General features: G+C 59.2%; 27 protein-coding genes. 17 read left to right on the top strand and 10 right to left on the bottom strand.

The genetic code is table 11. The annotated features are described in order from the left end of the window. Positions 1 to 40 precede the first annotated feature (40 nt). Both PHW99_RS09350 and PHW99_RS09345 read left to right on the top strand, forming a co-directional pair. Positions 41 to 748 (top strand): response regulator transcription factor, encoded by a 708-nt coding sequence (locus PHW99_RS09350; RefSeq protein ID WP_300176109.1) that lies wholly within the window; start codon positions 41 to 43, stop codon positions 746 to 748. Next, positions 748 to 2,088: an ATP-binding protein gene (locus tag PHW99_RS09345; RefSeq protein WP_300176106.1), complete on the top strand. Its 1,341-nt coding sequence runs from the start codon at positions 748 to 750 to the stop codon at positions 2,086 to 2,088. Before PHW99_RS09350 ends, PHW99_RS09345 begins: the two co-directional genes overlap by 1 nt. Positions 2,089 to 2,362: 274 nt before the next feature. Here PHW99_RS09345 and PHW99_RS09340 read toward each other — a convergent pair whose 3' ends face one another. The 7 genes from PHW99_RS09340 to PHW99_RS09310 form a co-directional block, all read right to left on the bottom strand. Next, on the bottom strand, positions 2,363 to 2,869 hold the full coding sequence (locus tag PHW99_RS09340) for a hypothetical protein (RefSeq protein WP_300176103.1): 507 nt from the start codon (positions 2,867 to 2,869) through the stop codon (positions 2,363 to 2,365). An 83-nt stretch (positions 2,870 to 2,952) separates the two neighbouring features. Then, on the bottom strand, positions 2,953 to 4,158 hold the full coding sequence (tgt, locus tag PHW99_RS09335) for a tRNA guanosine(34) transglycosylase Tgt (RefSeq protein WP_300176101.1): 1,206 nt from the start codon (positions 4,156 to 4,158) through the stop codon (positions 2,953 to 2,955). 117 nt (positions 4,159 to 4,275) lie between these two features. Beyond that, complete coding sequence (locus tag PHW99_RS09330) at positions 4,276 to 5,538, bottom strand: HD domain-containing phosphohydrolase (RefSeq protein WP_300176099.1); 1,263 nt, start codon at positions 5,536 to 5,538, stop codon at positions 4,276 to 4,278. A 42-nt stretch (positions 5,539 to 5,580) separates the two neighbouring features. Continuing rightward, the gene (queA, locus tag PHW99_RS09325) at positions 5,581 to 6,669 is read right to left on the bottom strand and encodes a tRNA preQ1(34) S-adenosylmethionine ribosyltransferase-isomerase QueA (RefSeq protein WP_300176097.1); all 1,089 of its coding nucleotides are present in this window, start codon (positions 6,667 to 6,669) and stop codon (positions 5,581 to 5,583) included. Between the two features lie 49 nt (positions 6,670 to 6,718). Continuing rightward, the gene (locus tag PHW99_RS09320; protein WP_300176094.1) at positions 6,719 to 7,741 is read right to left on the bottom strand and encodes a hypothetical protein; all 1,023 of its coding nucleotides are present in this window, start codon (positions 7,739 to 7,741) and stop codon (positions 6,719 to 6,721) included. Between the two features lie 55 nt (positions 7,742 to 7,796). Beyond that, entirely contained in the window at positions 7,797 to 8,801 is a 1,005-nt protein-coding gene (locus PHW99_RS09315; protein WP_300176091.1) for a hypothetical protein, read from the bottom strand. 14 nt (positions 8,802 to 8,815) lie between these two features. Then, positions 8,816 to 9,523, bottom strand: a complete 708-nt coding sequence (locus PHW99_RS09310; protein ID WP_300176088.1) for an alginate O-acetyltransferase AlgF — start codon at positions 9,521 to 9,523, stop codon at positions 8,816 to 8,818. 153 nt (positions 9,524 to 9,676) lie between these two features. Here PHW99_RS09310 and recG point away from each other — a divergent pair, with 153 nt between their 5' ends. The 5 genes from recG to ubiA are packed head-to-tail and all read left to right on the top strand — an operon-like array spanning position 9,677 to position 14,884. Continuing rightward, complete coding sequence (gene recG, locus PHW99_RS09305) at positions 9,677 to 11,761, top strand: ATP-dependent DNA helicase RecG (protein WP_300176085.1); 2,085 nt, start codon at positions 9,677 to 9,679, stop codon at positions 11,759 to 11,761. 18 nt (positions 11,762 to 11,779) lie between these two features. After that, positions 11,780 to 12,082: a DUF2007 domain-containing protein gene (locus PHW99_RS09300; protein WP_300176148.1), complete on the top strand. Its 303-nt coding sequence runs from the start codon at positions 11,780 to 11,782 to the stop codon at positions 12,080 to 12,082. Between the two features lie 42 nt (positions 12,083 to 12,124). Next, positions 12,125 to 13,078: a LysR substrate-binding domain-containing protein gene (locus PHW99_RS09295; protein WP_300176082.1), complete on the top strand. Its 954-nt coding sequence runs from the start codon at positions 12,125 to 12,127 to the stop codon at positions 13,076 to 13,078. Positions 13,079 to 13,104: 26 nt separating this feature from the next. Then, positions 13,105 to 14,007 carry a Dyp-type peroxidase gene (locus PHW99_RS09290; protein WP_300176079.1) on the top strand — a complete coding sequence of 301 codons (903 nt, stop codon included), beginning with the start codon at positions 13,105 to 13,107 and terminating at the stop codon, positions 14,005 to 14,007. Positions 14,008 to 14,017: 10 nt separating this feature from the next. Further along, entirely contained in the window at positions 14,018 to 14,884 is an 867-nt protein-coding gene (gene ubiA, locus PHW99_RS09285; protein WP_300176076.1) for a 4-hydroxybenzoate octaprenyltransferase, read from the top strand. Positions 14,885 to 14,929: 45 nt separating this feature from the next. Here the strand turns inward: ubiA and PHW99_RS09280 are convergent, their stop codons facing one another. The 3 genes from PHW99_RS09280 to glpK form a co-directional block, all read right to left on the bottom strand. Then, on the bottom strand, positions 14,930 to 15,211 hold the full coding sequence (locus PHW99_RS09280) for a hypothetical protein (protein ID WP_300176073.1): 282 nt from the start codon (positions 15,209 to 15,211) through the stop codon (positions 14,930 to 14,932). A gap of 57 nt (positions 15,212 to 15,268) precedes the next feature. Continuing rightward, the gene (proC, locus tag PHW99_RS09275) at positions 15,269 to 16,084 is read right to left on the bottom strand and encodes a pyrroline-5-carboxylate reductase (protein WP_300176070.1); all 816 of its coding nucleotides are present in this window, start codon (positions 16,082 to 16,084) and stop codon (positions 15,269 to 15,271) included. Between the two features lie 96 nt (positions 16,085 to 16,180). Further along, positions 16,181 to 17,671 (bottom strand): glycerol kinase GlpK, encoded by a 1,491-nt coding sequence (glpK, locus tag PHW99_RS09270; RefSeq protein ID WP_300176067.1) that lies wholly within the window; start codon positions 17,669 to 17,671, stop codon positions 16,181 to 16,183. A 65-nt stretch (positions 17,672 to 17,736) separates the two neighbouring features. Between glpK and PHW99_RS09265 the strand changes: the two genes are divergently transcribed. The 10 genes from PHW99_RS09265 (at position 17,737) to rpmD (ending at position 23,171) form a co-directional block, all read left to right on the top strand. Continuing rightward, the gene (locus PHW99_RS09265) at positions 17,737 to 19,335 is read left to right on the top strand and encodes a glycerol-3-phosphate dehydrogenase/oxidase (RefSeq protein WP_300176064.1); all 1,599 of its coding nucleotides are present in this window, start codon (positions 17,737 to 17,739) and stop codon (positions 19,333 to 19,335) included. 191 nt (positions 19,336 to 19,526) lie between these two features. Continuing rightward, positions 19,527 to 19,895, top strand: a complete 369-nt coding sequence (gene rplN, locus PHW99_RS09260; RefSeq protein ID WP_296652403.1) for a 50S ribosomal protein L14 — start codon at positions 19,527 to 19,529, stop codon at positions 19,893 to 19,895. A gap of 9 nt (positions 19,896 to 19,904) precedes the next feature. Further along, positions 19,905 to 20,225, top strand: a complete 321-nt coding sequence (rplX, locus tag PHW99_RS09255) for a 50S ribosomal protein L24 (RefSeq protein ID WP_300176060.1) — start codon at positions 19,905 to 19,907, stop codon at positions 20,223 to 20,225. A 2-nt stretch (positions 20,226 to 20,227) separates the two neighbouring features. Further along, the gene (gene rplE / locus PHW99_RS09250) at positions 20,228 to 20,767 is read left to right on the top strand and encodes a 50S ribosomal protein L5 (protein ID WP_300176057.1); all 540 of its coding nucleotides are present in this window, start codon (positions 20,228 to 20,230) and stop codon (positions 20,765 to 20,767) included. 8 nt (positions 20,768 to 20,775) lie between these two features. Continuing rightward, on the top strand, positions 20,776 to 21,081 hold the full coding sequence (rpsN, locus tag PHW99_RS09245; RefSeq protein WP_300176054.1) for a 30S ribosomal protein S14: 306 nt from the start codon (positions 20,776 to 20,778) through the stop codon (positions 21,079 to 21,081). Between the two features lie 18 nt (positions 21,082 to 21,099). Continuing rightward, complete coding sequence (rpsH, locus tag PHW99_RS09240) at positions 21,100 to 21,495, top strand: 30S ribosomal protein S8 (protein ID WP_300176051.1); 396 nt, start codon at positions 21,100 to 21,102, stop codon at positions 21,493 to 21,495. A gap of 25 nt (positions 21,496 to 21,520) precedes the next feature. After that, the gene (gene rplF, locus PHW99_RS09235) at positions 21,521 to 22,054 is read left to right on the top strand and encodes a 50S ribosomal protein L6 (protein ID WP_300176048.1); all 534 of its coding nucleotides are present in this window, start codon (positions 21,521 to 21,523) and stop codon (positions 22,052 to 22,054) included. An 11-nt stretch (positions 22,055 to 22,065) separates the two neighbouring features. Beyond that, on the top strand, positions 22,066 to 22,431 hold the full coding sequence (gene rplR, locus PHW99_RS09230; RefSeq protein ID WP_300176045.1) for a 50S ribosomal protein L18: 366 nt from the start codon (positions 22,066 to 22,068) through the stop codon (positions 22,429 to 22,431). 17 nt (positions 22,432 to 22,448) lie between these two features. Then, positions 22,449 to 22,973 (top strand): 30S ribosomal protein S5, encoded by a 525-nt coding sequence (rpsE, locus tag PHW99_RS09225; RefSeq protein ID WP_300176042.1) that lies wholly within the window; start codon positions 22,449 to 22,451, stop codon positions 22,971 to 22,973. Between the two features lie 15 nt (positions 22,974 to 22,988). After that, positions 22,989 to 23,171: a 50S ribosomal protein L30 gene (gene rpmD / locus PHW99_RS09220; RefSeq protein ID WP_300176039.1), complete on the top strand. Its 183-nt coding sequence runs from the start codon at positions 22,989 to 22,991 to the stop codon at positions 23,169 to 23,171. The last annotated feature ends 49 nt before the right edge of the window (positions 23,172 to 23,220 follow it).

Below are 23,220 nucleotides of genomic sequence, written 5' to 3'. Positions count from 1 at the left end.
CGTTCAAGCCGCAGAAGTGGCGATTGCCTAGACTGACACCATGAACCAACACCTGTTGATGATTGAAGACGATGCGCGCCTGGCCGCCATGGTGGGTGAATACCTGGGCCAGTCGGGTTACCAGGTCACTCATGCGGGCGACGCCCGTAGCGGGCTGGTCACGCTGGAGGCGCAGGCGCCCCATCTGGTGATCCTGGATTTGATGCTGCCGGACATGGACGGCCTGGAAGTGTGCCGTCGTATCCGCGCCTTGCCCGGTGCTTTGGCGGCCACGCCGGTGCTGATGCTGACCGCCAAGGGTGACCCGATGGACCGCATCATCGGGCTGGAAATGGGCGCAGATGACTACCTGCCCAAACCCTTTGAGCCGCGCGAGTTGTTGGCTCGCATCCGGGCGGTGCTGCGCCGTCACGGTGAAGGTGTGCCTGCGGCGGTGGCCAGCCACATGCGTTTTGGTTCGCTTGATATTGATCGCGATGCGCGGGTGGTGAGTGTGAATGGCCTGGCGTGTGAACTGACTTCCTACCAATTTGACCTGCTGGTGGCCTTGGCCGAACGTGCTGGCCGGGTACTCACGCGTGACCAGATCATGGAAGCCGTGCGTGGCCGTGAACTCGATGCGTTTGACCGCTCCATTGATGTCCACATGGGGCGCATCCGTGCCGCCATCGAGGTGGATGCCAAGTCACCCAAGCGCATTCTCACCGTGCGGGGTGTGGGTTACGTGTTTGCCAGGCAGCAAGACTGATGTTTCAGAAACTGTATGTGCGGATCTGGCTGGCCGTGGTACTGACGGTGGCCGTGCTCACGTTGCTGGTGGGCTGGATCTGGCGGTTGGCGGCCGAACCACCGTTGCGCGATGTGGTGGTGCGTAACGAGGCCGGGCAGATCATCGGCCATGGGCGCCCGCGCTTCATGCAGGAGGAGTCCGAACTGCGTGCCGGCAGCGACAGGCGCGGCCCCATGTATCGGCCACGCCCGATGCCGCCCCTGGTGACCGAAGGCGCACCGCCTGTCCTGCCGCTGGATCTCCCCAAGGGCGCGGCATCGATGCCTGTCACGGAGCTGGAGCGCCCGGGAGTCCCTGAGTTTGTGGTGCATATGCATGATGGGCAGACCATGCGCATGCGGCTGATGCGGGCGCCACCTTCGTTCTGGAGCCGCCCCCCCTTTGGCTTTGCCTGGATGCTGGTGTGGGTGGGCCTTGCGGTGGCGCTGGCCACTTACCCGATCGTGCGCACCTTGACCCGCCGGCTGGAACGGCTGCAGGATGGTGTGCAACAGTGGGGCGAAGGTGATTTGTCGATCCGCGTGCCGGAGCAGGGTTCGGACGAAGTGGCGTTTCTGGCCAAGCGTTTCAACAGTGCCGCCGAGCGCGTCGAGACACTGGTCAAATCTCATGAGGCGCTGTTGGCCTCACAAAAATCTTTGCTGGCCAATGCCTCCCACGAGTTGCGTTCCCCGCTGACGCGTATTCGCATGGGGCTGGAGCTGATGGGGCCCGGTTCCACACCAGCGTTCAAAAACGAGATCGAACGCAATATCAGTGAGCTGGATCAGTTGATTGAAGAAATTCTGCTGGCCAGCCGGCTCGACGCCCGTGAGTCGGACATGGGGACGGTGGAGCCGGTGGAACTGATTGGCCTGGTGGCCGAAGAGTGTGCCCGTGTGGACGCTGAGCTGGATGTCCAGACCGGTTTGGCTGAGGCGGGGGACCCGGCTGCGCATGAACTGGTGGTGCAGGGGGTTGCCAAACTGCTGCGCCGCGCGGTGCGCAATCTGCTGGAAAACGCGCGCCGCCATGCGGCCGGTGAAGTCATCCTGAGCCTGCAGTGCAGCGCCGGGCAGGTAGAAATCAGGGTGTGCGACCGTGGCCCCGGTGTGCCGCCCGAACTGCGGGAGCGGATTTTTGAGCCGTTTTACCGTTTGCCTGGGGCCACCGAGCGTGACGGGGGCGTTGGATTGGGTCTGGCGTTGGTGAAATCGATTGCCCAGCGTCACGGCGGGCGGGCGTATTGTGAAGGTCGGCCGACTGGTGGCGCCTGTTTTGTCATTGTGCTGCCGCTGCCGACCCCGTCATCGGTGTGATGAGTCATCAATAAATACACTTTTTTACAAAAAACGCCTCAAAACCCCCCAAATGGGGGATACACAAAGGTTTTTGGCTTCGTTACATTTACTTCCGCTGCTGTCACAGTCACGAAGCGAGAGGTTGGGATCTGATAGCTCAACCCGTTTGAAGATCACTGAGTTTCCAACGACGTTCCCCCTGGGGGAACCTTTACAAGCCACCCTCGGGTGGCTTTTTTTTTACACGCTCCGTGTCAGGTTCAGGCCGTTGTGCAAGTTGTGGTGGTGAGCGTCAAGTCTGCGGCCAGAGCCGCTTCCAACGGGCCCATCGTTGTTTGGCGCGCTGTTTGAGCACCCGTCCAAGCCGCCAAGGCCAGGAGGCGCGCACCTGCGCCAGCAGGGCTTCTTTCCAGTTTACCCAGCGGGTGTAGAGCCGGGCGAACCAGCCCAGCTGCATCAGTGTGTCGCGGGTCAGGCTGAACAGGCGGGCCACGATGGCGGTGCCCGCCACTTTGGCCGTCAGGATGACCAGCGTGCCGCCCAACACCTGCCCTTGCCCGATCAGCCACAGCGCCAGCAGCTTAACGGGTAACAACAGCAAGGTGGGCAGCAAAAAGATCGCCAGCGCACCGTAGGGCGGCAGCGTCTGAATGCGGCTTTCCAGCCAACGCAGCCCCGGCAACTGTCCGACCCAGGCCAGTGCCCGTTGCAGCGGCTCCCAGCCCCATTCCTCGAACAGAATGAGCAGCGCCAGCAGCCAGCCGAACAGGGTTTTGAGCAGGCGGGTGAGAAGGTGCATCGAATGAAGCGGATTCAGGGAGTTTGATCCTGGCAAATCTGGCGTTTCATTCCATGATCTGCAACGATAACTTCCTGTTTGTCTTACACCCCGCGTGCCCGGTCAGCCTTGAATTGCGCTCTGAATGCGCCAAACGTGCCATTGTCCAGCGCGGCGCGCACCTCGCGCATCAGGTTCAGGTAGTAGTGCAGGTTGTGGATGCTTGAGAGCATGGGGCTGAGCATTTCGCCGCAGCGGTCCAGGTGGTGCAGGTAGGCGCGGCTGAAACCACCGCTGACCGTGCCGTCGGGCCGGGTCACACCTTGGCAGGTGTAGCAGGTGCAGGTGGCATCGAGCGGGCCGTGGTCGGCCTTGTGGCGGGCGTTGCGCATTTTCAGGTCGCCAAAGCGGGTGAACAGCGTGCCGTTGCGCGCGTTGCGGGTGGGCATGACGCAGTCAAACATGTCCACACCCTGCGCCACACCTTCGACCAGATCTTCAGGTGTGCCCACGCCCATCAGGTAACGCGGTTTGTGCGCAGGCAGGCGGTGCGGGCTGTGCGCCATGATGCGCAGCATCTCGTCCTTGGGTTCACCCACACTCACGCCGCCGACGGCGTAGCCGGGGAAGTTCATCTCGACCAAGGCTTCCAGCGACTCCTGGCGCAGGTGCTCAAACATGCCGCCTTGCACGATGCCAAACAGCGCGTTGGGGTTTTCCAGGCGGGCGAATTCGGCCTGGCTGCGCTTGGCCCAGCGCAGGCTCATTTCCATGCTGGTGCGGGCTTCGCGTTCGGTGGTGATCTGGCCCTTGGTTTTGGGCTCGACCGACAAATACGGCGTGCATTCGTCGAGTTGCATCACGATGTCGCTGTTGAGGGTGGTCTGGATCTGCATCGACACTTCGGGCGACATGAAGAGCTTGTCGCCGTTGACCGGGCTGGAGAAGTGCACGCCTTCTTCGGTGATCTTGCGCATCGCGCCCAGGCTCCAGACCTGAAAGCCGCCGGAGTCGGTCAGGATCGGTTTGTCCCAGCGCTCAAAGCCGTGCAGGCCACCAAAACTCTGCATCACGTCCAGGCCAGGGCGCATCCACAGGTGAAAGGTGTTGCCCAGGATGATCTGCGCGCCCATGTCGTCCAGGCTGGCCGGGGTGACCCCTTTGACCGTGCCGTAGGTACCCACCGGCATGAAGATCGGGGTTTGCACCACGCCATGGTTCAGGGTGAGCGTGCCGCGGCGGGCGTGGCTGCCCGCGTAGCCGGTGTCGGGGATGGCGGGATCGGTTTGGAGCAGGTCAAATTTCAGCATGGGCGCTATTGTCTTTGATCTGTCGGAGCCCTTCGCTGTACGCCAGGCGCACGCCCGGCCAGGCTCAGATCGAACAGGCAGGGATACGGCAACGGTCAGGGGCAATAAGGAGCTGATTCAGTGTTCAAAATACATGCGCACACGTTCTTCCAGCAATTCGCGGGCGCTGTCTTCGTCACTGCGGACCAGTCGGTCGTAAAGCTCGCGTGCCATGGGTTTGAAAACGGCCATGACGGCCGGATCAAAGTGGCTGCCGGTGTCCTGCTCCAGAATGGCCATGGCAGCGTCAAAACTCAGCGGCTCTTTGTAGGGGCGTTTGGAACACAGGGCATCAAACACGTCTGCCACCGCAAAGACCCGGGCCGACAGCGGTATGGCCTCGCCCTTGAGTTGCCGTGGGTAACCGCTGCCATTCCATTTTTCATGGTGCGAGGCCACCACCGCATTGGCACCATCCAGCCAGCCCATGCCGGTCACGATTTCCTTGCCTTGGCTGACATGGGTGCGCATGATGGCCATTTCTGCATCGTCCAGTTTGCCGGGTTTGAGCAGGATGGCATCGGGGATGGCGATCTTGCCCACATCGTGCAAGAAGCTGCCGGCAATCAGGGCTTGCATGGCGGCGCCTTCAATGGCCATTTTTTCGGCAATATTGGAGGCGATCCAGGCGACCCGGTAGTTGTGCGCGCCGGTGTCGGAGTCGCGCTTGGCAATGGCACGTCCCAACGCTTCCATCATTGAAATGTGGGAGTCCAGCACCTCGCGTGCCTTGCGTTCGTTGTCTGCCGACAAATTGACCACCACAGGATATAAAACGGCGCCACACAGCAACGCGGCCAGGCCGATCATCAGTGCTGCGCTCAAGGCGCTTGAAAACATCTGGTCCTGCTGCCACGCCGGCATCACCCGCACACCCTCGAAATAACCGGTGATGGGGCGGCTCATGTCGGTCGTGGAATCGCGCAGCGGCACAAAAACGCGCAGCACCCACAGGCCATTGTCGAGTTTGTTGCCCAGGTAAAACGCTTCGGTGTAGTTGGGCCAACCATGGTGGGGCAACAAGGATTCCACGGCTTTACCTTCAGGCGTGCTGGCCCCTGCCAGTTTGTTGCCGGTCGGCCCATAAATTTCAACCAGATCAAACATGCCGCCGCTGATGGTCTGTGCCGCGTCCAAGGCCTTTTCCTTGGCATCCGGCCCGTCCAGCTGGATGGCGTCATAGCGGTGCAGCAGGCGGCCGGACTCTTCGATGGCCAGAGAAACAATGCCCTGTTCGGCATTTTCACGGGCCACATACCAGGCCATGGGACTGGCGATGCAGGCCAGGAAAATACTGACCGAGGCGATACGGACGGCCGTGCGTTTTTGAAAGGTGTTCACAGCACAAGCTCTTTCGACGGAGGGTGATGGTGCGGGACGGGTTCAGGTCGCAGGCGAGCGCACGAGCAGCATGGCATCGCCATAGCTGAAGAAGCGATAAGCCCGGGTGATGGCGTGCTGATACAGCGCCATGATGTGTGCATGGCCGGCGAAGGCGCTGACCAGCATCATCAGGCTCGATTTGGGCAGGTGGAAATTGGTCACCAGCGCATCAACCACCTTGAAGTCAAAACCGGGTGTGATGAAGATGCGGGTGTCACCCGTGGTCTGGCCGGTTCGGGCCCATGATTCCAGTGTGCGCACCGAGGTGGTCCCCACGGCCACCACCCGGCCACCGCGGGCACGGCAATCCGCAATGGCTTGTTGGGTGGCTGCGGGCACGTCATACCATTCACTGTGCATTTGATGCTCAGCCAGATTTTCGGTTTTGACCGGCTGGAAGGTGCCGGCGCCCACATGTAATGTCACGTGGGCACGCTGCACGCCCATGGCGTCCATCCTGGCTAGCAAGGTCTCATCAAAATGCAGTGCGGCGGTTGGAGCGGCCACGGCTCCGGGGTGTTTGGCGAACACGGTCTGGTAACGCTGCACGTCTTCGGCTGAATCGCTATGGGTGATATAGGGGGGCAGCGGCACATGGCCATGGCGTGCCATCAAGGTGTAGGGGTCGTCCCCTGCGTCGTTGGACAGGACAAAACGAAACAGCGGCCCCTGTTCATCGGGCCAGCGGCCCAGCAGGGTGGCACTCAGATGGTCGTTGCTGCCTGGCGCGCTGATCAGGCTGACGGTGGTGCCGATCTCGGGTTTTTTGCTGACACGCATGTGGGCTGCCACCTGGTTGCCGCCCAGTACCCGCTCGATCAGCAGTTCGAGCTTGCCACCCGTCGGCTTTTCACCGAACAGACGGGCATTCATGACCCGGGTGTCATTGAACACCACCAGGTCACCGGCTTGCAGCAGTGTGGGCAGGTCCCGAAAAATCCGGTCCACGGCGGTGGCGTGCGTCCCATCCAGCAGGCGTGAGCCGCTACGCTCTGGCGCCGGGTGCTGGGCGATCAGCGCCGGCGGCAGGTCAAAATCGAAGTCGCTAAGGGTAAAGACCCGTGTGGTGTTGAGAGACGATGTGGTCATGGTGTGGGGGAAAGGCTGATCCCCCGCTTTGGCGAACCAGACAAAAAAATCAGTGGCCAGTCTCTGCCTTGACCAGGCCAGACACCCGTGTCAGCCAGGCGGCATTGCTGCTGATGTACCTGCTTTCACGAAATTTGTAGTCGGGCGGCGCCCGCATGTCGCGTTCGGGCATTTCCCAAATCAGGATTTTGGGGTGTTTTTGTTTGTAGGTATCTTCGCGCAGATAGGTTTCCATGCCGACCCAGGAACCCTGGTCCGCGCCGACGGCGAAGCTGACCATGTCCCGCTGGAAGACGTAGCGCATGGCGTCTACAAATCCGGTCCAGTCGCGCGAATAACTGCTGCCCACCACTGCGAATTCCGGAATGGGAACATCACCGACTAGCGGCGTCGTGCCGGCCTGTACGGGAATCACATTGACCTGCGCCACCATTTCAGGCGCAAACACGGGCGAATTCGGTGGCAGCACCGTGATCAGGTCGCGACCTCTGGAGGCCCGCTTGCGCGGCGCCACCTTGATGTTATAGGCGACTTCCGGCATGGCTTCCGCGGCGGCTTTGGTCGCTGGATTGGCGTACAACCCGGCTTTGATGGTTTCAGCCGCCACCATGGCGCCGGATGGCGTCCAGTGGGTATCCAGCCTGAAGAACAGCGGGGTATCGCTGTTTCGCTTGGGGCTGTTTAAAAAAGCGGTGTTGAGGTCGACCGTGAAAACACCATTGGATCTGAACAAATCCAGCGTGTTGGCGTACTGATTCAGGGTGGTGTCGTTCAATTTGACGTCATCCGGCAAATGCTCGGCATACACCCGGATCTTCAGCGGCACCATGGCCACGACCAGTTGGGTTCCGTGTTCGCCGAGCACCTTGCTGAAATCGCGAATCAGCTGGACCGATTTCTTGATTTCGGTCGCATGTTCGGGTTCGGCAAACTCATACCGGTAGAACAGCCATTCATTTTTGCCCACAAAACCAGCTGGCGGCTCGGCTGCGCCGACTGACCCGGCCAGCACAGACAACAAGGCTAGCTGCCAGACCCACGCAAGACCAAGGTGACGAAAGCGCATGTTCATGATGTCTGCGGCGCCATGCATTGGTCAAACGCATGGTGTCGCTATCTCCATTGGTTTATTGCAGCAGACTGGTGATTCGGTTCAGCCATTCATTGTTGTCAATCACATACCGGGCATCGCGGTATTTGTAGTTGGGCGGTGAGCGAAGTTCACGCTCCGGAATTTCCCAGATGATGAGCTTGGGTTTGCTGGTCTTGAAAGCGTCATCACGCAGGTAGGCCTCCATGCCGACCCACGGACCCTGGTCTACCGGGATGGAAATGTCCAGCAGGTTGCGCTGCAGGAAATATCGCAGTGCGTCGGGGTAGCCGGTATTGCGGTTGGTGTAACTGCTGCCAATGACCGTGATGGCCGTGACTTCGCCGTTGCCCAATAAAGCGGCCTTGGATTCCGAGCCACGTTCAACCTTGAATTGCAGGACCTGCTCTGGCGGATAGGCGGGCGCGCCCTTGGGCAACAGCTTGACCAGATCCCGGGTGCGTACACCCACCTTGCGGGTCGCCCAGGTCAGGGTGTATTTCTCTTCAGGCGTGGCTGCCAGCGCGGCCTTCAGCGTCGGGTTGGTGGTGATGGTATTTTTGATGGTTTCCGCGGCCAAATAGGCGCCGGTATGTGACCAATGGGTATCGAGGTGCAGAAACAGCGAGGTGTCGCTGTTTTTGTGCTGGCTGTTCAAAAACGGTTGATTCAAATTGACCACATTGAGCCCCAGCGCAGTCAGCGATTTCACGGCAGTTTCATATTTGCCAGCGGTGTAGCTGTCAAGCGGCTTGTCGGCAGGCAGTTGCTCCGCATTGATCCTGATCTTCGACGGGACAATGGCCAACGCCAGGGCGATCCCCTTGCGCTCGAACAGCTTGTTGACCTTGCCAAACAAGTCAATGGTGGCCTGGGTGTCCTGGGCGTCGGCCGGGTCCGCAAACTCGTAGCGGGTGAACAGCCAGTCATCCTTGCCAATCAGCGCAGAAGACGTTTGGGCCAGGGAGTAGGCGCTGGCACAAATCAGGGTGCTGGCCAGTACGGCTTTTGTGACCAAGGTGGTGATGGAATTGGTTTTCATAGGGTTTGATATCTTCAAAATGATTTGCCTGTGTATCGTTCCGTTTTGTTCTGAAACACTTTCATCATGATTTTCCCGCCATGGTCAGGCAGCAGAAAAACGCTGTACGAGGAACTTTGCTTCATGTCGAGAGATGCGCGTGCCAGCGCAGACTTGTCACCCGCCTTGACGGCGATCACGTCCACCGTGATCGGATTCACCGGCAGTGCATGGATGGCGCCATAGCTGACATTGGAGAAAACCTTGGTGGTCCCGTCGGCAGTCAGGATGTCCATGGAGGCTGGGGTTTTCACCAGTGGATAGACCGCCAGCATGGCTTTGAGCTTGTTAGCACCGGTCTTGTCTTCAAACACGGCTGGCGCAGCGCTGAGTTGTGCCGCAGAAAAACCCAGTGTCGTGGCCCGGCCAGGCACGACATCCAGTGTCATGGTGCCCGTTTCCTTGGTTTTGCCGGCCATCTGCAGGCCCAGCACGTGTTTGCCAGCGGTCAGCACCATGTAGTCACTGACCTGGTTGGCGGGCAGTGACGCCACGCGCACTTTGCCGTCGACGGTGAGGGCCACTTTTTCAGCGTTGCCGGCCACCAGGACCCGAACGTAAGCCGAGTCCGCTGGCGGCTCGGGGTCGTACAGCAAGCCAGCCGGTTGGGCGTGAAGCGACAAGCTGAGTCCCGCCGCCGAACCGGCGAGCAGGCAGCGGTGCAAAAATCTTCGATGGAACATGATCATCCAGTCAACCCTTTTGTGAAAGATGGTCGCCACACCGCCTGGTGGCCGGCGCCAAGCCCGCCCACACCTGTGCCAATGTGACTGTGTGTAATTATGCGTGGAATGTGCCCGTTTGTCGCCTTGACGGCTGGCGGGCAAAATGGATGGATGACCTCCGTGCCAGAAAAACCTTTGAGCGGCCCACAGAAGGCGCTGCGCAAGCTCGGGCTGAACCGTGCCATTGATCTGGCGCTGCACTTGCCCTTGCGTTACGAGGACGAGACCCGGCTGGTCAAGCTGCGCGACGTGCGCGAGGGTGAGGTGGCGCAGGTCGAAGGCATTGTCCGGCACAGCGAGGTCAAGCTCGGCGGGCACCGTCAATTGCTGGTGACCCTGGATGATGGCACCGGCACTTGTCTGCTGCGTTTTTTCACCTTTTACCCCTCTCAGCAAAAGGCGCTGGCGGTGGGCCAGGCGATCCGGGTGCGCGGTGAGGTCCGGGGCGGCTTCGCCGGCCTGACCATGATGCACCCGGTGTTCAAACCAGCCGGTGGTGAACTGGCCCGGGCGCTGACGCCGGTCTACCCCACGGTGGCCGGTTTGCCCCAGCCCTACCTGCGTCGCGCGGTGTTGGGTGCCCTGACGCGGGCCGAGTTGAATGACACGATCCCTGCGAATTTTTTAAGCAAAATTGGCCTCCAGCCCGGATGGAATCTGCGTGAGGCGCTATTGTTTTTGCATCATCCGGCGCCGGATGTGACACTTGCCGCGCTGGAGGACCGCAGCCACCCGGCCTGGCAGCGTCTGAAAGCGGAAGAGTTGCTGGCGCAACAGCTCTCACAATTGCAGGCCAAGCGTGAGCGTGCCGGTTTTCGGGCGCCTGCGCTGTTGCCCGTCCAGGGGGCTGCGCCTGCCAGCGCAGGCTTGCTGGCGCGTCTGTTGGCGGCGTTGCCGTTCCAGCTGACGGCGGCGCAGCGCCGGGTCTGTGAAGAAATCACGCATGATCTGCATCGCCCTGTGCCGATGCACCGGCTGTTGCAGGGTGACGTGGGTTCTGGCAAGACGGTGGTGGCGGCGCTGGCGGCGGCGGTCTGCATCGACGCGGGCTGGCAGTGCGCGCTGATGGCTCCGACCGAAATTCTGGCTACCCAGCACTTTGCCAAGCTGGTGAGCTGGCTGCAGCCGCTGGGCATCACGGTGGCCTGGCTCACCGGCAGCCAGAAAACCAAGGAGCGGCGCGACATGCTGGCGTTGATTGCCAGCGGCCAGGCGCAACTGGTGGTGGGCACCCACGCCATCATCACCGACAAGGTGCAGTTCAAGAACCTGGCGCTGGCCATCATCGACGAGCAGCATCGTTTTGGTGTGGCGCAGCGGCTGGCCCTGCGCGGCAAGCTGGTGGTGGACGCCCTGGCGCTGGAGCCGCATCTTCTGATGATGAGCGCCACCCCGATCCCGCGAACGCTGGCCATGAGTTATTACGCCGACCTGGATGTCTCCACACTCGACGAATTGCCGCCGGGGCGCACGCCGATCATCACCCGGGTGGTGCACGAGGCCCGCCGCGACGAGGTGATCGAACGCATCAGCGCGCAGATTGCCCAGGGCCGGCAGATTTACTGGGTCTGCCCGCTGATTGAAGAAAGTGAGGCACTGGACTTGCGTAATGCCACCGAAACCCATGCCCAGCTCAGCGCGGCCTTGCCCGGGGTGCTGGTGGGCCTGCTGCATTCACGCCTGCCGACGGCTGAGAAAAAGGCCATGATGAGCCAGTTCACCGCTGGCCAGATGGGGGTGCTGGTGAGTACCACGGTGATTGAGGTCGGGGTGGATGTGCCCAATGCCAGCCTGATGGTGATCGAACACGCCGAGCGGTTCGGTCTCTCGCAGTTGCACCAGTTGCGCGGCCGGGTCGGACGCGGCGCGGCGGCCTCGGCCTGCGTGCTGTTGTATTCCACCGGCGACGCGCCGCGACTGGGCGAAACAGCGCGGGAACGGCTGCGCGCCATGGCCGAGAGCAACGATGGCTTCGAGATCGCCCGGCGCGACCTGGAGATTCGTGGCCCGGGCGAGTTCATGGGGGCGCGCCAGTCGGGTGCGGCGCTGCTGCGTTTTGCCGATGTGGTCGAAGATGCCGAGCTGCTGACCTGGGCGCGTGAACTGGCGCCAGTGATGCTGGACCAGCATCCGGTGCTGGCGGCACAACATGTGCAGCGTTGGCTCGGCGGCAAGGCCGAGTTTTTGAAGGCCTGAGGTGTGTCGGTGGTCATGATGCAACGTCTTGCCCAGGCCCCCAACCTCGCCATCGCCACCCTGTGGGCCGACCTGCTGCGCCAGGACGGGATCGAGGCCAGTGTCCAGCGCCAATATCTTGGCAGTGCGGCGGGGGAGCTGCCACCCGACCAATGTCTGCCGGAAGTCTGGATCCACCACGCCAACCAGCTGGCACGGGCGCAGCAATGGCTGGCAGACCTGGGAAACACACCGCAGCATCGCTGGTATTGCACCTGTGGCGAGCTGGTGGAGGGTGGTTTCGAGCAGTGCTGGCGTTGCGGCGCCTGGATGCCGCGCTGAAGGGTTTGCGCTTGGCGCCGATTCTGATATGACAATACGGACATGACCCTGACTGAACTCAAATACATCGTGGCGGTGGCGCGTGAGCGGCATTTTGGCAAGGCCGCCGAGGCGTGTTATGTGTCGCAGCCGACGCTGTCCGTGGCTGTCAAAAAGCTCGAAGAGGAGCTGGACGTGAAGCTGTTTGAGCGCAGTGCCAACGAGGTGTCGGTGACCCCGCTGGGTGAAGACATCGTGCGCCAGGCGCAAAGTGTGCTGGAACAGGCTGCGGCCATCAAGGAGATCGCCAAACGCGGCAAGAACCCGCTGGCGGGCTCGCTGGCACTGGGGGTGATCTACACCATCGGGCCCTATCTGCTGCCGGACCTGGTGCGCCAGATGATCCGGCACACGCCCGAGATGCCGCTGATGCTGCAGGAGAATTTCACGGTCAAGCTGCTGGACATGCTGCGCACGGGTGAAATTGACTGCGCCATCCTGGCCGAACCGTTTCCGGATGCCGGACTGGCGGTGGCTCCCCTGTATGACGAACCGTTCATGGCAGCGGTGCCCACCAACCACCCGCTGGCCAGTCAGACCGAGGTGACCAGTGATCAGCTCAAGACCGAAACCATGTTGTTGCTGGGCAGTGGGCATTGCTTTCGTGACCATGTGCTGGAGGTGTGCCCGGAATTCGCCCGTTTTTCCAGCAATGCCGAAGGCATTCGCAAGAGCTTTGAGGGGTCGTCGCTGGAAACCATCAAGCACATGGTGGCCGCCGGCATGGGGGTGACGCTGGTGCCACGCCTGAGTGTGCCCAAGGAGGCGCTGGCAGCCAAGCCACGCGCCAAACGCCACGAAGAGCCGTACATCAAGTACCTGCCCTTTGCCGGTGATCCACCGACACGCCGGGTGGTCTTGGTCTGGCGACGCAGCTTCACCCGCTATGAAGCGATTGCCGCGCTACGTAACGCCATTTATGCCTGCGAGCTGCCTGGTGTGCGGCGCCTGTCCTGAATGGAAAGAATCTGCAAGAGGTGTGTATGTCGGATTGTCAAAAAGCGGTGTTGGATGAGGTCCCCAGGGCCGGGCGGTATGCGTTTTTTGTGCTGGTCACTCAGCAAGTGGACGCGGTTCGCGCTAGCCTGAACCGACTGGCCAGCCTGGTGGACGGGACGCAGGTGCTGGTCGGTATGGGGGTGGAGCTGGCGCAGTTGCTGGGTGCGCAGGTGCCGGGCTTGCGCGGGTTTCAGGCCTTGTGCGGCCCTGGTGTGTCGGTGCCGGCCACACCTGTGGCGCTGTGCTGCTGGCTGCGCGGTGATGACCCCGGTGAGTTGTGGCTCCTGTCGCGGCAGTTGCAGCAGGCGCTGGCGCCGGGCTTACGGCTGGTGCAGGTGGTGGACGCGTTCCGTTACGGGCGCGGTCCTGAGGGGCATGGTCGTGACATGACGGGTTTTGAGGATGGCCTGGAAAACCCGGTGGATGACGCGGCTCGTGACGCTGCGCTGTTGCAAGGTGCCGGCCCCGGTCTGGATGGCAGCAGTTTCATGGTGGTGCAGCAGTGGCTGCATGACCTGGACGCGTTTGACGCCATGAGCCCGCAGGCGCAGGATCACATGATAGGCCGGCGCCGCAATGACAACGAAGAACTGGACGACGCGCCTGCGTCAGCCCATGTGAAACGCACGGCGCAGGAGAGTTTTGTGCCCGAGGCTTTTGCCCTGCGCCGCTCGATGCCGTGGGCCGCCGGGTTGCAGGCGGGTCTGATGTTTGTGGCGTTTGGTCGTTCTTTTGACGCTTTTGAAGCACAAATGCGACGCATGGCGGGTCTGGAGGATGGTGTGGTGGATGGTCTGTTTGCCGTGTCCCGGCCGCTGACAGGGGCGCATTTCTGGTGTCCACCGATGCGGGGTGGCCGCCTGGACCTGCGTCAATTGGGGCTGTGAGGGTGAAGGCATGACGTTCTGGCAAACCAAGGCACGTTTGTATCTGGACCTGATTCGCTGGAACCGTCCCGCGGGTTGGTTGGTGCTGTTGTGGCCCACCTTGGGGGCGCTGTGGGTCGCAGCGGGTGGTTTTCCGGGCTGGCACCTGCTGGGGGTGTTTGTGCTGGGCACCATTCTGATGCGTAGTGCGGGCTGCTGTGTCAACGATGTGGCGGACCGCAAGTTTGACCTGCATGTCAAGCGCACGGCACAACGCCCGGTCACCACCGGCAAAGTGTCCGCCAAGGAGGCGTTGGCTGTTGCAGCGGTGCTGGCGCTGCTGGCGTTTGCACTGGTGTTGACGACCAACCCGTTGACGATCAGCATGTCGTTTGCCGCGCTGGTCCTGACGCTGGTTTATCCATTTGCCAAGCGTTTTGTCTCGATGCCGCAGGCGGTGCTGGGGCTGGCCTTCGGCATGGGGATTCCGATGGCGTTTGCCGCTGCCAGCGCGCAGATGCCGGCGCTGGCCTGGGTGTTGATGCTGGGCAACCTCTTTTGGGTGCTGGCCTACGACACCGAGTACGCCATGGTGGACCGGGATGATGACTTGAAGATCGGGATCAGGACCTCCGCGATCACACTGGGGCGGCTGGATGTGCCCGTGATTCTGTGTTTCTACCTGATTTCTATAGGAATTTGGGCTATAGCCCTTAAGAAATATGCCTTTGGCGCTCTGTTTTATATAGCAATTGTGGTTGCTCTCGGGCAGGTGGTGTGGCATTTCACCCTGATCCGTGAGCGTAGCCGTGAAGGGTGTTTCAGGGCGTTTAGCCAGAACCACTGGTTGGGTTTCACGGTGTTTGTCGGTATTGCTGCCAGTTACGCCGTGGCATAAAAAACCGCCTGGGCCGGCGGTTCTTGAAATGAAGTTTGGGGCGGACTACTGAGCGTTGGCCTTCTTGGTTTTCCTGGCTTTTTTGACCTTTTTCTTGGGGTTGGTTTTGCCATTTTTGGGGGCCTGGGTTTTCGCGTTGGCTTGGCGGTTGGCCCGTGCTTTGGCCTTGGCACTGGCCTTTTTCTTGGTCGGCTTGGCGCTGCTGGCGGCGGGTTTGGCGGATTGTGCGGTGGTCTGCGCCGCTGCTTCGGTGCCGACCACGGCCAGCGGCAAGGTGATCATTGCCGCGCTGGCCAGGGCTGTGAGCCATTTTTTCAAGTTGTACATGGAGTGTTCTGCGGCGAAAAGTGGGTGTGTGGTCTGGAGAGTCAAACTGTAGCTTGTTTAGGCTGCGCCAAACTCGTCGCCAAGCTCTTTGGCGCGGTCACGGGCGGCATACATGGCGTCAATGAACAAGGCCCGCACATCGTCGTTTTCCATGGCTGAGATGGCGGCATAGGTGGTGCCCCCCTTGGACGTGACGCGCTGGCGCAGCACCTGGGGTGATTCGCTGGAGGTCTGGGCCAGCGCGCTGGCACCCGCAAAAGTGGCCACGGCGAGCTGGTGGGCTTGCTCGCGGGTCAGTCCCATCTCTGTTCCGGCGGTGGTCATGGCTTCCATGAAATAAAACACATAGGCGGGGCCGGAGCCGGACAGGGCCGTCACCACATCAAGTTTGTCCTCGGTGTCGAACCACAGGTAGTCGCCGGTGGTGGCCATCACCTGGTTGACGCGTGCCTGGTCAGCCGTCGAGACACCCGAGCGGGCGTACAGGCCGGTGATGCCCTTGCCCACCAGCGCTGGGGTGTTGGGCATGGCGCGGACCACACGTTCGGTGTCCAACCAACCGGCGATGCTGTCACTGCGGATGCCAGCCGCCACGCTCAGGTGCAGCGCACTGCTGGCGTGAGGGGCGACAGCCAGGGCAGCTTCCTTGAAGGTCTGGGGTTTGACAGCCCACACAACCAGTGCGGCACTATTGAGGAAGGCGCCAGCCTGGGCGCGCGCCTGAATGCCAAAACTGCGGTCCAGCTGGTGGCGCGCTTGGTCAAAGGGCTCCACCACGTCGATGTCTTCAGGGGGGACGCCTTGTTTGATCAGTCCGCCGATGATGGCGCTGGCCATGTTGCCGCCGCCGATGAATGCTATGTGCTCGCTCATGATGAGTGTGCAGTGATCAGACTGCTGCCGCGTTGTGGAAAACCTTGAGTCTAATCAATTGTGCTGACATCAGGCGGACATTCCTGCCGCCAACTGTCACAGCACTGTTTGGCTCACCGCGTGCTCCCAGCGAGCCATCAGATTGGAGGCCTGATCAGGCGGCATGAGGGGTTCAAAGCGGCGTTCGGCCTGCCACTGGGCGGCCAGTTCATCCAGCCCGCCGAACACGCCGGTGGACAAGCCAGCCAGGTAGGCGGCACCCAGAGCAGTGGTTTCGGTGATGGCAGGCCGGATCACCGGAATGCCCAGCAGATCGGCCTGAAATTGCATCAGCAGGTCATTCACGCAGGCGCCACCATCGACTCTCAGTTCGGTCACGGCAGCGGCGCCGGTTTCGGCCAGATCGCGGCGCATGGCCTGCAGCAAGGCCGCACTTTGAAAGGCGATGCTTTCCAGCGCGGCGCGGGCAATGTGGGCCACCGTGCTGCCACGACTCAAGCCGGTGATGGATCCCCGGGCATCGGGCTTCCAGTAAGGAGCGCCCAGTCCGGTGAATGCCGGTACCACCATGACGCCGCCGCTGTCCGGCACGGTTTCTGCCAGCGCCTGAACCTCGGCACTGCTCTGGATGGCGTGCAGGCCATCGCGCAGCCATTGCACCACCGCGCCACCGACAAACACGCTGCCTTCAATGGCGAATTCGGCTTGGGGCGTGGTCTGCGCGGCGCTGGTGGTCAGCAGGCCATTGGCCGAGGTATGAAACTTCAGGCCGGTGTGCATCAGCATGAAACAACCCGTGCCATAGGTGTTCTTGACCATGCCTGGCTTGAAGCATGCCTGGCCAAACAAGGCGCTTTGCTGATCACCTGCTACGCCGCCGATCGGGATGGCGTGGCCCAGCAGGTCGGGGCTAACCTCGCCGTAGATGGCGCTGGAGGGGCTGATGGTTGGGAGCAGGCTGGCTGGAATATCCAGCGCGTGCAGCAGTTCATCGTCCCACTGGTTGGTATGCACATTGAACAGCATGGTACGCGAGGCGTTGCTGACGTCGGTGGCGTGCACGGCGCCTTGGGTCAGTTGCCAGATCAGCCAGCTGTCGATGGTGCCAAAGGCCAGGTCGCCGCGGTCGGCCTGGGCGCGCGCGCCGGGCACGTTGTCCAGTATCCATTTGAGCTTGGTGCCAGAAAAATAGGCATCCACCAGCAAGCCGGTTTTGGTCTGGATGGTGCCGGACAAACCTTGCTGGCGCAGTTGGGCGCAAAGGGGTTCGGTGCGGCGGTCTTGCCAGACGATGGCGTGGTGGATAGGCTGGCCTGTCTTACGGTTCCATACAACGGTGGTTTCGCGCTGGTTGGTGATGCCGATGGCACGCACCTCGCGCGCTGTGATGCCGGCTTTCATCAACGCCTCGCGAGCGGTGGTGAGCTGGGTGCGCCAGATTTCAAGAGGGTCGTGTTCTACCCAGCCGGGCTGGGGGTAAATTTGAGGCAACTCCAGCTGCGCCAGTGCGTGAATCTGCCCTTGTTCATCAAAAACAACGCTGCGAGAACTGGATGTACCTTGGTCGAGAGCGAGTAAATAGGTCATGATGGTTTGAATTGGCGAATAATGTAGGCGTTCATATTTAGTTAATATTTAAATCAGCCTGACCCATGTTTACTGTACCGCAACCTCTTGCCACCGATCGCCCTGAATTGCTTCGTCGCCTGGCTGAACCAGTGCCTTATGACATGGTCATCGTGGGTGGGGGAGCAACAGGTCTGGGGGTGGCGCTGGATGCAGCCGTGCGCGGTTTACGTGTTTTGTTGATGGATTCGCATGATTTCGCCAAAGGCACTTCTTCGCGGGCGACCAAACTGGTGCATGGCGGGGTTCGGTATCTTGCCCAGGGCAACATATCGCTGGTCCAGGAGGCCCTGCGCGAGCGCACGTTGTTGCTGAATAATGCCCCGTATCTGGCCCAGCCGATGCCGTTTGTCATGCCCGCCTACAAATGGTGGGAAACGCCGTTCTATGGCGCCGGGTTGAAGATGTATGACGTTTTGGCAGGGCATGCCGGTCTCGGAAAGACCGAACTGTTGAGCCGTGGTGAAACATTGGCGTACTTGCCCACGTTACGGGAGCAGGGCTTGAAGGGAGGGGTCAAGTATTGGGATGGTCAATTCAATGACGCCAGGTTGGCGTTGGTCCTGGCGCGTACTGCGGCCGCCCATGGCGCGCTGCTGATCAATTATTGTCGTGCCACTGAGCTGACTTATGCTGAAGGCAAAGTGGCAGGTCTGTGCTGTGAAGACCAGTTGACCGGACAAAAGTATCAGGTGAGCAGTCGGTGTGTGGTGAATGCGACTGGGGTGTGGGTGGATGAGTTGCGCCAAAAAGATGGTGCGGCGGTGCCTGATTCACAGGGCCGACAGACACAGGCCATCGTGGCACCTAGTCAGGGTGTCCATATGGTGGTGGAGCGTGAATTCCTGGGCGCGGATGTGGCTTTGATTGTGCCCAAGACGGCGGATGGCCGAGTGTTGTTTGCCGTTCCCTGGCTCGGGAAGGTGATTCTAGGCACAACGGACACGCCGCGGCAGGACTTGGCCCGTGAACCCAGACCGTTTCCTGAAGAAATTGAATTTATCCTGAATGAATCTGCACGTTACTTGCGTCGCGTACCCAGCCGCTCGGATGTCAAGAGTGTTTGGGTGGGGCTGCGGCCCCTGGTCAAACCCCCGGAGGACGAAGGCGGCAACACCAAGGGGCTGAGTCGTGAACACACGATCTTGGTCAGCCGGTCTGGCTTGGTGACAGTGACGGGGGGCAAGTGGACCACCTACCGCGCGATGGCAGAAGATGTGATCGAGCGGTGTTCGCAGACTGGCTTGATTGGACAAACCAGGCAAGGGCAGACGCAAGCGTTGCGTTTGGTTGGGGCCGATGAGGGGCAGGCGGCGGTTCGCCCCATTCATGAGGCGCCAGGATGGCATTCATACGGCTCCGAGCAGAATTTCATCAGGGCATTGCCCGGTGCGACACAAGAACTGTGTCCGGGTCTGACTGAGGCAATGGTGCGTTTTGCAGTGCGGCACGAATACGCCTTGACAGTGGAAGACGTTTTGGCCAGGCGTTCACGGCTGTTGTTCCTCGATGCCCGTTTGGCCGGTGACTTGGCGCCGGCTGTTGGGCGCATTCTGCGAGAGGAGAATGGTTCGGCACCGGATGTGGAGGCGTTTCAGGCGCTGGCAGCAAGTTATTTGCTGTGATTGAAATGATTTGTTTGACGGCAGTCTATTTTTGGTGCATAATACAGGGCTTCGCTTGAAAAAGTATGAAGTGTCTGCCCAAAGCTAACGATGTGAGTGGTTCATGTCGGGTGTAACGGGCCCAAGACTGACTGGAATAAAGATCTGCGTTGTGTGGGTTGATTTTCTGGTGCAAGTTGGGAAATAAACAAATGATCCAAACCGAATCTCGACTAGAAGTTGCCGACAATACCGGTGCTAAGTCCGTTCTGTGCATTAAGGTGCTGGGCGGATCCAAGCGTCGCTACGCCAGTGTGGGTGACATTATCAAAGTGAGCATTAAAGAAGCTGCTCCTCGTGGCCGTGTTAAGAAGGGCGATGTCTACAGTGCGGTAGTGGTTCGCACTGCAAAAGGCATTCGTCGTAACGATGGCTCGTTGGTTAAATTTGATGGCAATGCGGCTGTGTTGCTGAATGCCAAGTTGGAGCCGATTGGTACGCGTATCTTTGGGCCGGTCACGCGTGAATTGCGTACTGAGAAGTTCATGAAGATCGTGTCTTTGGCCCCTGAAGTTTTGTAAGGACGTCTCATGAACAAAATTCGCAAAGGCGATGATGTTATCGTGCTCGCTGGGCGTGATAAGGGTAAGCGTGGCAAGGTGGCGTTGCGTAAGGATGACGCTCATCTTGTGGTTGAGGGTGTTAATCTGGTCAAGAAGCATGCTAAGCCGAATCCCATGAAGGGTGAGGCTGGCGGCATTGTCGAGAAAACTATGCCTATTCATCAGTCAAATGTTGCTATCTTTAATGCGGCTACTGGCAAGGCGGATCGGGTTGGTATCAAGTTGCTGGCAGACGGTAAGCGTGTTCGCGTTTACAAGTCAAGCGGCGAAGAAATCAAGGTGGCATGAACATGGCTCGTTTGCAACAACTTTATCGGGAAAAATTGGCGCCGGAGCTGATCTCCAAATTTGGCTATAAGTCACCCATGGAAGTTCCGCGTTTGCTCAAAATCACTTTGAATATGGGTGTGAGCGAGGCTGTCGCTGACAAGAAGGTGATGGATCATGCGGTTGGTGATCTCACTAAGATTGCTGGTCAGAAGCCGGTGGTGACCATGTCAAAGAAAGCTATTGCGGGTTTCAAAATTCGTGAGAATCAGGCTATTGGCTGCATGGTGACTTTGCGTGGTGCGCAAATGTATGAATTTCTGGATCGTTTTGTTACTGTGGCTTTGCCGCGTGTGCGTGACTTTCGGGGTATTTCGGGGCGCTCGTTTGATGGTCGTGGCAACTACAACATCGGCGTCAAAGAGCAAATCATTTTTCCTGAGATTGAGTATGACAAGGTGGATGCCTTGCGTGGTCTCAACATCAGTATCACAACAACGGCCAAGACTGATGATGAGTGCAAAGCGCTTCTCGCAGGTTTCCGTTTCCCCTTCAAGAACTGAGGTGATCTGTGGCTAAGATGGCTTTAATCGAGCGAGAGCTCAAAAGAGACAAACTGGTTGCCAAGTACGCAAAGAAACATGCGGAATTGAAGGCAATTTCAACTGATGCCAAGCGCACGGAAGAAGAGCGTGCTGCGGCTCGTTTGGGGTTGCAGATGTTGCCGCGTAATGCTAATCCGACGCGTCAGCGTAATCGCTGTGCAATCACGGGTCGTCCGCGTGGAACTTTTGCTCAATTTGGGTTGGCTCGGGCAAAGATTCGTGAAATGGCTTTTGCTGGTGAAATCCCTGGCATTGTCAAGGCAAGCTGGTAAGCGGCAGGAGACATAGATATGAGTATGAGTGATCCGATCGCCGATCTGTTGACGCGCATTCGTAATGCGCAGATGGTGGCAAAAACTTCTGTTCGCGTTCCTTCTTCCAAAGTGAAGGTTGCGATTGCCCAAGTATTGAAAGATGAAGGCTACATTGATGCGTTCAAGGTGAACACCATCGATGGAAAGCAAGAGCTCGAAATTGCTCTGAAATACTATGCTGGACGTCCAGTTATTGAGCGCATTGAGCGTGTCAGTCGTCCTGGTTTGCGTGTGTATCGCGGTAGTGGTGCAATTCCGCAAGTTCAAAATGGGCTTGGTGTAGCGATTGTCACAACACCCAAAGGTGTGATGACTGATCGCAAGGCGCGTGCTACCGGTGTTGGTGGTGAAGTGCTTTGTTACGTCGCCTGATGCGTGACATTTAGGAGTAATAAATATGTCTCGTATTGGAAAAATGCCCGTTGTCATTCCGGCTGGAGTGGATGTAGTGCTCGGTGAGCAGCAAGTTAGCGTTAAAGGTGCTGGCGGCTTGTTGTTGGTGGCGCAAAATGGTTTGGTTAAGGTGAGTAATGAGGGGGGCAAGTTGAGTTTTGCTGCCACCAATGACTCTCGCGAAGCTGATGCAATGTCTGGTACTTTGCGCCAGTTGGTCAATAACATGGTGGTTGGTGTCAGTAAGGGTTTTGAGAAGAAGCTGACACTGATTGGTGTTGGTTACAAGGCCCAAGCACAAGGCAGCAAGTTGAATCTGGTTGTGGGGTATTCACATCCTGTTAACAAAGATATGCCGGAAGGTATTTCTGTGGCTACTCCAACGCCGACCGAAATTGTGATTAAAGGCGCAGATCGTCAACGTGTTGGTCAGGTCGCGGCTGAGATTCGTGCTATTCGTCCTCCCGAGCCGTACAAGGGTAAGGGCATTCGATACTCGGACGAAAAAGTCGTTATCAAAGAAACCAAGAAGAAATAAGGAGCCGCACTATGTTGAGCAAAAAGGAACAGCGTCTTCGCAGAGCACGTCAGACACGTATTCGGATCGCCAATCAAGGTGTTGCCCGTTTAACGGTCAACAGAACCAATCTGCATATTTACGCCAGTGTTATTTCTGGAGATGGCGGCAAAGTAATCGCAACAGCTTCAACAGCTGAAGCTGAAGTTCGCCAATCGTTGGGTGGTTCTGGTAAGGGTGGTAATGTGGCTGCAGCTCAAGTAATTGGAAAGCGCGTGGCTGAAAAAGCAAAAGCTGCTGGTATTGAAAAAGTAGCCTTTGATCGCGCCGGGTATGCCTACCATGGCCGTGTCAAGGCACTGGCTGATTCAGCACGTGAAGCTGGCTTGCAGTTCTAAGCAGATCGGAAACTAAGATGGCAAAAGTACAAGCGAAAATGCAGGGCAAGGCAGAAGGTCCTGAGGACGGTTTGCGCGAAAAAATGATCGCGATCAACCGTGTGACCAAAGTGGTCAAGGGGGGGCGTATTCTGGGTTTTGCTGCACTGACCGTCGTCGGTGACGGTGATGGTGCCGTTGGCATGGGCAAGGGCAAATCGAAAGAAGTGCCTGCTGCCGTGCAAAAGGCTATGGAAGAGGCGCGTCGTAACATGACCAAGGTGTCACTGAAAAACGGGTCGATCCATCACAAGGTCATTGGACACCATGGTGCTGCATCCGTCATGATGGCACCAGCACCGAAAGGAACGGGCATTATTGCGGGTGGTCCTATGCGTGCGGTGTTCGAGGTGATTGGTATTACAGATATCGTCGCAAAGAGCCATGGCTCAAGCAATCCCTACAACATGGTTCGGGCCACGCTTGACGCTCTCTCTCACGCAACAACACCTTCCGTGGTGGCTGCCAAGCGTGGTAAGACCGTTGAAGAGCTGTTTGTCTGATCGGAGTACATACACATGACAACCGAAAAAAAGGTCACAGTCAAATTGGTCCGCAGTCCTATTGGCTGCGCAGAATCTCATCGCGCAACTGTTCGCGGCTTGGGCTTGCGTAAGATGCATAGCACCAGCGAATTGGTGGATACACCAGAGGTGCGTGGCATGATTAACAAGATCAGTTATCTGGTCAAGGTGCTCTAAGAGGTGCATGATGGAATTGAACGGCATTAAACCCGCTGACGGTGCGAAG

It is taken from the genome of Rhodoferax sp., from assembly GCF_028689305.1.
In the GTDB taxonomy this organism is placed as follows: domain Bacteria; phylum Pseudomonadota; class Gammaproteobacteria; order Burkholderiales; family Burkholderiaceae_C; genus Rhodoferax.
Note: the sequence above shows the minus strand (reverse complement) of the source record. Positions and strands in the feature narration are given on the sequence as shown.

Coding starts and splice junctions, on each gene's coding strand:
- PHW99_RS09350 (WP_300176109.1), top strand. CDS start 41: ATGAACCAACACCTGTTGATGATTGAAGACGATGCGCGCCTGGCCGCC.
- PHW99_RS09345 (WP_300176106.1), top strand. CDS start 748: ATGTTTCAGAAACTGTATGTGCGGATCTGGCTGGCCGTGGTACTGACG.
- PHW99_RS09340 (WP_300176103.1), bottom strand. CDS start 2,869: ATGCACCTTCTCACCCGCCTGCTCAAAACCCTGTTCGGCTGGCTGCTG.
- tgt (WP_300176101.1), bottom strand. CDS start 4,158: ATGCTGAAATTTGACCTGCTCCAAACCGATCCCGCCATCCCCGACACC.
- queA (WP_300176097.1), bottom strand. CDS start 6,669: ATGACCACATCGTCTCTCAACACCACACGGGTCTTTACCCTTAGCGAC.
- PHW99_RS09320 (WP_300176094.1), bottom strand. CDS start 7,741: ATGAACATGCGCTTTCGTCACCTTGGTCTTGCGTGGGTCTGGCAGCTA.
- PHW99_RS09315 (WP_300176091.1), bottom strand. CDS start 8,801: ATGAAAACCAATTCCATCACCACCTTGGTCACAAAAGCCGTACTGGCC.
- PHW99_RS09310 (WP_300176088.1), bottom strand. CDS start 9,523: ATGTTCCATCGAAGATTTTTGCACCGCTGCCTGCTCGCCGGTTCGGCG.
- recG (WP_300176085.1), top strand. CDS start 9,677: ATGACCTCCGTGCCAGAAAAACCTTTGAGCGGCCCACAGAAGGCGCTG.
- PHW99_RS09300 (WP_300176148.1), top strand. CDS start 11,780: ATGCAACGTCTTGCCCAGGCCCCCAACCTCGCCATCGCCACCCTGTGG.
- PHW99_RS09295 (WP_300176082.1), top strand. CDS start 12,125: ATGACCCTGACTGAACTCAAATACATCGTGGCGGTGGCGCGTGAGCGG.
- PHW99_RS09290 (WP_300176079.1), top strand. CDS start 13,105: ATGTCGGATTGTCAAAAAGCGGTGTTGGATGAGGTCCCCAGGGCCGGG.
- ubiA (WP_300176076.1), top strand. CDS start 14,018: ATGACGTTCTGGCAAACCAAGGCACGTTTGTATCTGGACCTGATTCGC.
- PHW99_RS09280 (WP_300176073.1), bottom strand. CDS start 15,211: ATGTACAACTTGAAAAAATGGCTCACAGCCCTGGCCAGCGCGGCAATG.
- proC (WP_300176070.1), bottom strand. CDS start 16,084: ATGAGCGAGCACATAGCATTCATCGGCGGCGGCAACATGGCCAGCGCC.
- glpK (WP_300176067.1), bottom strand. CDS start 17,671: ATGACCTATTTACTCGCTCTCGACCAAGGTACATCCAGTTCTCGCAGC.
- PHW99_RS09265 (WP_300176064.1), top strand. CDS start 17,737: ATGTTTACTGTACCGCAACCTCTTGCCACCGATCGCCCTGAATTGCTT.
- rplN (WP_296652403.1), top strand. CDS start 19,527: ATGATCCAAACCGAATCTCGACTAGAAGTTGCCGACAATACCGGTGCT.
- rplX (WP_300176060.1), top strand. CDS start 19,905: ATGAACAAAATTCGCAAAGGCGATGATGTTATCGTGCTCGCTGGGCGT.
- rplE (WP_300176057.1), top strand. CDS start 20,228: ATGGCTCGTTTGCAACAACTTTATCGGGAAAAATTGGCGCCGGAGCTG.
- rpsH (WP_300176051.1), top strand. CDS start 21,100: ATGAGTATGAGTGATCCGATCGCCGATCTGTTGACGCGCATTCGTAAT.
- rplF (WP_300176048.1), top strand. CDS start 21,521: ATGTCTCGTATTGGAAAAATGCCCGTTGTCATTCCGGCTGGAGTGGAT.
- rplR (WP_300176045.1), top strand. CDS start 22,066: ATGTTGAGCAAAAAGGAACAGCGTCTTCGCAGAGCACGTCAGACACGT.
- rpsE (WP_300176042.1), top strand. CDS start 22,449: ATGGCAAAAGTACAAGCGAAAATGCAGGGCAAGGCAGAAGGTCCTGAG.
- rpmD (WP_300176039.1), top strand. CDS start 22,989: ATGACAACCGAAAAAAAGGTCACAGTCAAATTGGTCCGCAGTCCTATT.